At 70.0% G+C, this 7461-nt stretch carries 7 protein-coding genes; 6 read left to right on the forward strand and 1 reads right to left on the reverse strand.

Translation table 11 applies throughout. The features are described from left to right. From Mterra_RS17035 to Mterra_RS17055, 5 genes are all read left to right on the forward strand, one after another. A partial coding sequence (locus Mterra_RS17035; RefSeq protein ID WP_176582548.1) for an alkaline phosphatase D family protein occupies positions 1 to 743 on the forward strand: 743 nt, incomplete at its 5' end. Positions 744 to 762: 19 nt separating this feature from the next. Continuing rightward, entirely contained in the window at positions 763 to 1593 is an 831-nt protein-coding gene (locus tag Mterra_RS17040) for a DMT family transporter (protein WP_119316244.1), read from the forward strand. Positions 1594 to 1614: 21 nt separating this feature from the next. Further along, positions 1615 to 2088 carry a DinB family protein gene (locus Mterra_RS17045; protein ID WP_119316245.1) on the forward strand — a complete coding sequence of 158 codons (474 nt, stop codon included), beginning with the start codon at positions 1615 to 1617 and terminating at the stop codon, positions 2086 to 2088. Beyond that, positions 2088 to 2354, forward strand: a complete 267-nt coding sequence (locus Mterra_RS17050; RefSeq protein ID WP_119316246.1) for a YkgJ family cysteine cluster protein — start codon at positions 2088 to 2090, stop codon at positions 2352 to 2354. The genes Mterra_RS17045 and Mterra_RS17050 overlap by 1 nt, the downstream gene beginning before the upstream one ends. Positions 2355 to 2422: 68 nt before the next feature. Further along, positions 2423 to 3442, forward strand: a complete 1020-nt coding sequence (locus tag Mterra_RS17055) for a DUF5694 domain-containing protein (RefSeq protein WP_119316247.1) — start codon at positions 2423 to 2425, stop codon at positions 3440 to 3442. A 106-nt stretch (positions 3443 to 3548) separates the two neighbouring features. Here the strand turns inward: Mterra_RS17055 and Mterra_RS17060 are convergent, their stop codons facing one another. Continuing rightward, positions 3549 to 4661: an IMP dehydrogenase gene (locus Mterra_RS17060; RefSeq protein ID WP_245971675.1), complete on the reverse strand. Its 1113-nt coding sequence runs from the start codon at positions 4659 to 4661 to the stop codon at positions 3549 to 3551. 195 nt (positions 4662 to 4856) lie between these two features. On the opposite strand from Mterra_RS17060, the gene alaS reads away from it, so the two are divergent. After that, the coding region (gene alaS, locus Mterra_RS17065; RefSeq protein ID WP_119316248.1) for an alanine--tRNA ligase at positions 4857 to 7461 on the forward strand (2605 nt) is incomplete at its 3' end.

Consider the following 7461-nt stretch of genomic DNA (forward strand, 5'->3'; position numbering starts at 1 on the left):
CCCCCGACCTCAGCGCCGCCCACCCCCACGCCCAGATGACCCAGTACCGCAGCTTCCGCTTCGGGGGGCTGCTCGAGCTCTTCGCCACCGACACCCGCTCCTACCGCTCGCCCCACCCCTGCGGCGAGGGCGGCAACGGCCAGCGCACCCTGGCCTCCTGCGCCGCGCTCGAGGCCCCCGGCCGCAGCATGCTGGGCGAGGCCCAGCGGCGCTGGCTGCTCGAGGGGCTCGCCGCCAGCCCGGCCCGCTGGCGCGGCCTGGCGAGCGCGGTAATGTTCTCGCCCCTGCGCTCGGGCTCCATCGCCGTCAACGCCGACGGCTGGGACGGCTACGCCGCCGAGCGGCAGTACCTGCTCGAGCAGCTCGAAGGCGACAACCTGCTGGTGCTCAGCGGCGACCTGCACGCGGCGCTGGCCGGGCTGATTCGCCCCGGCTTCAACGGGCGCGGCCCGGTGCGCGGCGCGGAGTTCATGGCCCCCGGCCTCAGCAGCCCCCCGCCCCGCGAGGCCCTGGGCCGCATGGGCTACCCCTGGCCCGGCAACGCGCTCATCGAGGCCTTCAACCGCCACCTGCACTTCTTCGAGGGCGAGCTCAACGGCTACGCGGTGCTCGAGCTCACCCCCGAGCACGCCACCTACAGCCTCTACAGCGTGGACAAGACCCAAAACCACCCCTACGCCAACCGGCGGCTGGCGCGGCGGGTGCGCTTCGACGGCAGAAGCCTGCGCGACGTGCGGGAGTGACCCGCGGTAAACTGCCCGGATGAACGCCGAACTGCTGGCCGTGGGCTTCGGGCTGCTCTCCGCCGCCTCCTGGGGCGCGGGGGACTTCAGCGGGGGGCTGGCCTCGAGGCGGGCCCACCCCTACGCCGTCACCGTGCTGGTCTCGGCCACCGGGCTCCTCCTGTTCACCCTGCTGGCCCTGTTGCGCGGCGAGACCTTCCACGCGGGCGACGTGGGCTGGGCGGCGCTGGCGGGGGCCTCGGGGGCGCTGGGCCTGCTGTCGCTGTACCGGGCCTTCACCGCCGGGCAGATGGGCCTGGCCGCGCCGGTGGCGGGCGTGACCGGCGCGGTGCTACCGGTGCTGCTGGGGGCGGCGCTCGAGGGCCTCCCCGGAGGGCTGCAACTGCTGGGCTTCGGCGTGGGGCTGCTGGGGGTGTGGCTGGCCTCGAGGCCCGAGGGCGCGGTGCGGCCCACCGGGCTCACCTGGGCGCTGTTGGCCGGGCTGGGCTTCGGCGGCTACTTCGTGCTCATCGACCGGGTGGAGGGGCTGTTCTGGCCCTCGGCCGTCGCCAAGCTCACCGCGCTGGCCCTCACCCTGGCCTACGCCCTGCTCAACCGGCCCGAGCGCTGGCCCCGCCCGCACGAGCTGCCGCTGGTGGGCCTGGCCGGGGCCTTAGACGCCGGGGGCAACCTCTTCTTCCTGGCCGCCGCCCAGACCGGGCGGCTGGACGTGGCCGCGGTGGTCTCCTCGCTCTACCCCGCCTCCACGGTGCTGCTGGCGCGGGCCGTGCTGCGCGAGACCCTGCGGCCCGCGCAGTGGATGGGGGTGCTGCTGAGCCTGGGGGCCATCGCCCTGATCTCGGCGGGCTAGGGGCAGCGGTATGCTCTGGGCATGAGCCCCTCCCCCTCGCTGATCCGCCGCCTCGAGACCGGCCTCGACCCCCTCTCCGGCCTGCTCGCCGGCGCCAGCCCCGAGCAACTGCGCCAGCGCCCGCCCAGCGGCAAGTGGTCGGCCCACGAGAACCTGGCCCACCTCGCCCACTTCACCGCCGTCACCTTGGGCCGCCTCGAGCGCATCCTGACCGAGGAGAGCCCCCGCCTCGAGCGCCTGCGCTCCGACGAGGACCCGGTGTTCCTCGAGCTCTCCGCCCGCTCCACCGAGGCGGTGGTGACCGAGCTGCAAAAGCTGCGCACCGACCTGCTCAACCGGGTGCGCGGCCTGGGCGACGCCGAGCTGGCCCGCGTGGGGGTGCACGGCGCCGCCGGGCCCATGCCCCTGTCGCAGTGGCTCGAGCTCTACGCCGTCCACGAGGCCCACCACCTCTACCTGGCCTTCTGGGCGGTGCGCCAGGTGATGAACGCCTGATGGCCGAGCCCTATCCCGCCACTTTTTGGCACCGCGACTGCACCCTGTGCGGGGCCTGCTGCGCCGCCCCCGACATCGCCGCGCTGAACAAGCCCTTGGGCGTGCCCTGCCAACACCTGGACCGCGGGTGCAGGTGCGCCATCTACGAGAGCCGGCCCAAAGTCTGCCGCAACTACACCCCGGACTGGGTCTGCGGCGAGGTGGCCCCGCTGCCCACGCTCGAGGCCCGCGTCCGGCGCTTCCTGGAGATCTACGGCTTGGCTTAGCCACCGCGGCAAGAGCCGGCCTGTAGGACACTTGCAAGGGAGAAACCACGGCTTTTTAAAATAAAAGCGTGCTAAAAAGCTACAAGGCTCCCATCGAGGAATCCGAGAAGACCCAAGTCCTGATCCTGGGAAGCGGGCATCTGGGGAATCTGGGTCAGCAGTTCCGGCCTGCGCTGTTGGACAGCCTGATCGAGGTCCTGAGGGGCTACTCGCCGGACGTGATCGGCGTAGAGTCGCTCCCGTCCCAGGTAATTGTCGGGATGGAGGCGGCCCCCGAGAAGTACAGGCAGGCCCTCGAGATCTTCGCCAAGGACCGGCTCGAACTCGCCCGCCGGGCTCGGGAGGCGCTGGGCGTCTCGAGGACCGAGGCCGAGGGGAGGGCAAAGGGGCTGCTCGAGCAGGCCGTTCGCGGGGGGCTTTCTCCCGAAGGACGGCTCGACTTAGCCCTCAACCTCCTTGCCGCTTACGAGGTGGAGTCGGCGGTGCTGCAGTGGTCGTACCTGCCTGAAGTCGGGCAAGAAAGGTTGAGCACGATGGACGGGGGCCTAGCCGGGCAGTTCGACGCTCTTTTGAACTCGCCCGTCGAGAGCTTCTCCATCGGGGTACGGCTCGCCCGGGTGTTGGGGCTCCAAAGCATCGCCTGCATCGACGACCAGCAGGACACCGACATCTACTTCGAGATCGCCGACCGGCTCGAGCCTGAGCTCGAGCGCATCGGTTATCACACGGCCATCCGGGAGAGCGAGATCATCCGCAAACAGCAGGAAAGCTCCCGCAGGGCGGTGGAGGCCGGCGACCTGCTCCCCCACTACCGGTTCATGAACTCCCCCGAGTACGTCCATGCCATCATGGACGCCGAATATATTTCCTATCTTCGTCCCAAGCTCCCCTCCCGGCTCGAGCGAACCCGGCTGGCTCAGCTAGAGGTACGGAACCTCAACATGGCCTCGCACATCCGTCGAGCCTCAGCCCGGCACCCCGGCCAGCGAATGCTGGTGATCGTCGGGGCCTCGCACAAGCCCCTCCTGGACCTGTACCTGAGCCAGATGCTCGACGTAAAACTCGTGCACCTCGGCGAACTCCTATAAAGCCGCTATCTGTCGGCGAAGAACGGGCCAGAAAAGGGCGAGCTGGTGGCCGCCCCTACAGCGTTTCGCGCTTGGCGTTCAGCTATCGGCTATCGGCTATCGACCATCAGTGCACCCCCGCCTCCGTGATCGCCGCCGCCGAGTTGAGCGCGAACCGCACGTTCCCCCGGAACTCGTTGAGGTTGGTGGCGTTGACGTAGGTCATGGCGCTTTGCAGGCCCTCGCGCAGCCTCGAGACCGCCTCGCGGGCGTCCTTGTGGAAGGCCCGCAGCGTCTGGGAGGAGCCTTCGATGTAGTTGCGCTTCTCGGTCACCAGCGAGGAGGCCATGCCGAAGAGCAGGATGCCCTCGAGGTGGCCGTCCTTCTTGATCAGCACCTCGTCCTCGAAGGAGCCGGAGGCGAAGAACTTGCCCATCATCACGCCCTCGGCGCGGGTGAGGGCTTTTACGAAGTCGCCCGAGGAGTTCACCCCGCCGTCGGAGACGATCTGGGCGTCGGTGTAGCCACAGTGGTTGCGGAACTGCCAGATCTCCTCCAAAAGCGAGAGCTGGCCCACCCCCACCCCGGTGTTGATGCGGGTGGTGCACACCGAGCCCGGCCCCACCCCCACCTTGATCACGAAGTGCTTGAAGCCCGAGAGCTTCATCAGCCAGTAGGCGTAGGCGAAGCCCTCGATGGAGCCCACGTTGCCCAGGATGACCCCGCTCTCGACGCCCTGGGCGCGGATCTTCTCGAGCACCGGCAGCACGGCGGCGTTGGCCCCGTGGGCGATGTCGATGGAGACGAAGGCCAGGTTGGGCTGCCCGAAAAGCTCCCCCAGGAAAGCCTCCTCCTCGTGGATGCCCAGCGCCACCCCCACCAACGCCGGGGCGCTGGCCCTCACGTCCTGGATGCGCTGGGCGTCGGAGAGGCCCACGCGGGGCAGGACGTGGATTCCGCCGTGCCCCTCGTCCCACACGTCGCGGGCGAAGCGCGAGCGCATCATGCTCATCGAGGCCCCGAAGGCCGGGAAGGCGTCCACACTGCCCCGCACGGTGTGGAAGCGCTGGCGCACCTCCACCTGGCTGCGCGAGATGGGGCGGGTGAGGAAGGTGGGGATGATGGTCTTGTCGGCGAAGGTGTAGTAGGTCTCCAGGCGCGGGTAGGGGTAGCTGGCGATGGCGGCGCGGGCGTGCTCGAGGGCCTCGAGCGACATCTGGTCCAGGGCGTGGGTGTTCACCCGACCAGTGTAGCGCCACGGCGGGAAGGGTCATCCGACTCCTTTACAAACGCATAAGGCGTCCGTATATTCAAGGCCAGATGCGGCTTTCCGTGCGAGCTACCCGCTGACGGCCTTCTTTCCTTCGGGAAGGGGCCGTGAGGGTTTGCGAGGGCGGGGAGTCTTTTTTTATGCTCTAGGCGAAAGGAACCGGACATGTCCAGCACCCGAAAACCACCCAGCGGGCCCAGCACCGCCGAGATCCGCGAGAAGTTCCTCTCCTTCTTCCAGGGCAAGGGGCACCTGCGGCTGCCCTCCTTCAGCGTGATCCCCCACGACGACCCCACCCTCTTGTTCATCAACGCCGGGATGACCCCGCTCAAGCCCTACTTCATGGGCAAGAAGCCGGTGTTCGCGGGGCACGAGGGCGAGTGGTACCGCGTGACCACCTGCCAGAAGTCGGTGCGCACCGGCGACATCGAGAACGTGGGGCGCACCAACCGCCACCAGACCGTCTTCGAGATGCTGGGCAACTTCTCCTTCGGCGACTACTTCAAGAAGGAGGCCATCGAGTGGGCCTGGGAGTTCCTCACCCGCCCCGAGTGGCTGGGCCTTGAGCCCGACCGCATCTACGTCACCATCTACCAGGACGACGACGAGGCCTTCGAGCACTGGACCAAGGGCGTGGGCCTGCCCGAGAGCCGCCTGCACCGCTTCGGCGCCGACGAGAACTTCTGGCCGCAGGACGCCCCCACCAAAGGCCCCAACGGCCCCTGCGGGCCGTGCTCGGAGATCTACTACGACCGCGGCCCCGGGTTCGGCGGCGACACCTGGGCCGACTACTACGAGACCCGCGAGAGCAACCGCTTCGTGGAGATCTGGAACCTGGTGTTCCCGCAGTACAACCGCAAGGACGGGGGGGTGCTCGAGCCCTTGCCCAAGCCCAACATCGACACCGGCATGGGCCTGGCGCGGGTGGCGATGGTGCTGCAGGGCGTCACCGACTTCTACGAGACCGACGAGTTCATCCCCCTGATCCGGAGGATCGTCGAGCTGAGCGGCGTCAGCTACGAGGGGCCCTCCTCGCTGGCCCACCGGGTCATCGCCGAGCACGCCCGCGCCGTGACCTTCATCCTCTCTGACGGGGCCCACTTCTCCAACACCGGGCGCGGCTACGTGGTGCGGCGGCTGCTGCGCCGCGCGGTGCGCTACGGCTACCTGCTGGGCCTGCGCGAGCCGTTCATGCACGGGCTGGCCGGGGTGGTGGCCGAGGTGATGGGCGGGGTCTACCCCGAGACCCGCGAGAACCTCCCCGGCGTGCAGAGGCAGATCCGGCTCGAGGAGGAGCGCTTCCTCGAAACCCTCGAGGCGGGCATCAAGCGCCTGGACGGCATGCTCGCGGGGCTGAAGGCGGGCGACACCCTCCCCGGCAAGGACGCCTTCACCCTCTACGACACCTACGGCTTCCCCCTCGACCTCACCCTCGAGATCGCCGACGAACGCGGCATCAGGGTGGACACCGGGGGCTACGAGCGCGCGCTGGAGGAGGCGCAGGAGCTCGCCCGGCGCAACATGGCCTTCGAGCGCGACCTGTTCAGGCAGTCCAACGAGGCCCTGGCCGCCCTCGCCAAGGACTACGGCGGCACCGTCTTCGTGGGCTACGAGCAGACCGAAGCGCAGGCCGAGGTCAAGCTGCTGCTGGCGGGGGACCAGACCCTCGAGGAGGCCCCCGCCGGCGCCGAGGTGCAGGTGGTGCTCGACAAGACGCCCTTCTACGCCGAGGGCGGCGGCCAGGTCGGCGACTCGGGGGTGCTGGAGTGGGCCGAGGGCTGGGCGCGGGTGAGCACGACGCAGAAGAACAGCGACGGCGTCTTCCTGCACGTGGCGCGGGTGCAGGAGGGCACCCTCAAGGCGGGCACCCCGGTGCGCGCGCTCGTGGACGCGCAGCGCCGCGACACCGAGAAGAACCACACCGCCACCCACCTGCTCCACGCCGCGCTGCGGGCGGTGCTGGGCACCCACGTGCAGCAGAAGGGCAGCTACGTGGGCCCCGACCGCCTGCGCTTCGACTTCAGCCAGTTCGAGCCCATCGACCCCAAGGACCTCGCGCGCGTCGAGATGCTGGTCAACCGCTGGATCCAGGCCGACTTCCCCGTGACCTACGCCTACAAGGGCCTCGAGGAGGCCAGGAAGGAAGGCGCGATGGCCCTCTTCGGCGAGAAGTACGCCGACGTGGTGCGGGTCGTGAGCGTCGAGGGCGGCGTGGAGGGCGTGAGCAGCAAGGAGCTGTGCGGCGGCTGCCACGTGCGGCGCACCGGCGAGATCGGGGCCTTCGTCATCCGCTCCGACGAGGCGGTGGCGGCGGGCGTGCGGCGCGTCGAGGCCCTCACCGGGGTCGGCGCGGTGCAGTACGTGCGGGAGCAGCTCGAGCGCCTGGGCTCCCTCTCGCGCGAGCTGGGGGTGAGCCCCGAGGGGCTGGCCGAGCGGGTGGGCAAGCTCCAGGACGAGCTCAAGGCCCGCGAGAAGGAGGTCGAGCGGCTCAAGCTCGAGCTCGCCCGCGCCCAGCTCTCCGGCGGGGGCGGCGGCCCCGAGCCGCGCGAGGCGGGCGGCTACCGCTACCTGGCGGTGCGGCTGGAGGGCGTGGAGGCCGGCGCCCTGCGCGGCGCGGCCGACGAGCTGCTCGAGCGCCACAAGGCCGCCTGGCTCACCGACCAGGGGCTCCCCCAGGCCCACGCCGCCGCCATCGCCAAGGCCTACGCCTCGGAGATGGCCTTCGAGGCCGCCAACCAGGCCATCCAGATCCACGGCGGCTACGGCTACA

It is taken from the genome of Calidithermus terrae, assembly GCF_003574345.1.
Classification (GTDB): Bacteria; Deinococcota; Deinococci; order Deinococcales; family Thermaceae; genus Calidithermus; species Calidithermus chliarophilus.

Excerpts from the sequence above, each read along its gene's own strand:
- Mterra_RS17040 (WP_119316244.1), top strand. The coding sequence starts at position 763 with ATGAACGCCGAACTGCTGGCCGTGGGCTTCGGGCTGCTCTCCGCCGCC.
- Mterra_RS17045 (WP_119316245.1), top strand. The coding sequence starts at position 1,615 with ATGAGCCCCTCCCCCTCGCTGATCCGCCGCCTCGAGACCGGCCTCGAC.
- Mterra_RS17050 (WP_119316246.1), top strand. The coding sequence starts at position 2,088 with ATGGCCGAGCCCTATCCCGCCACTTTTTGGCACCGCGACTGCACCCTG.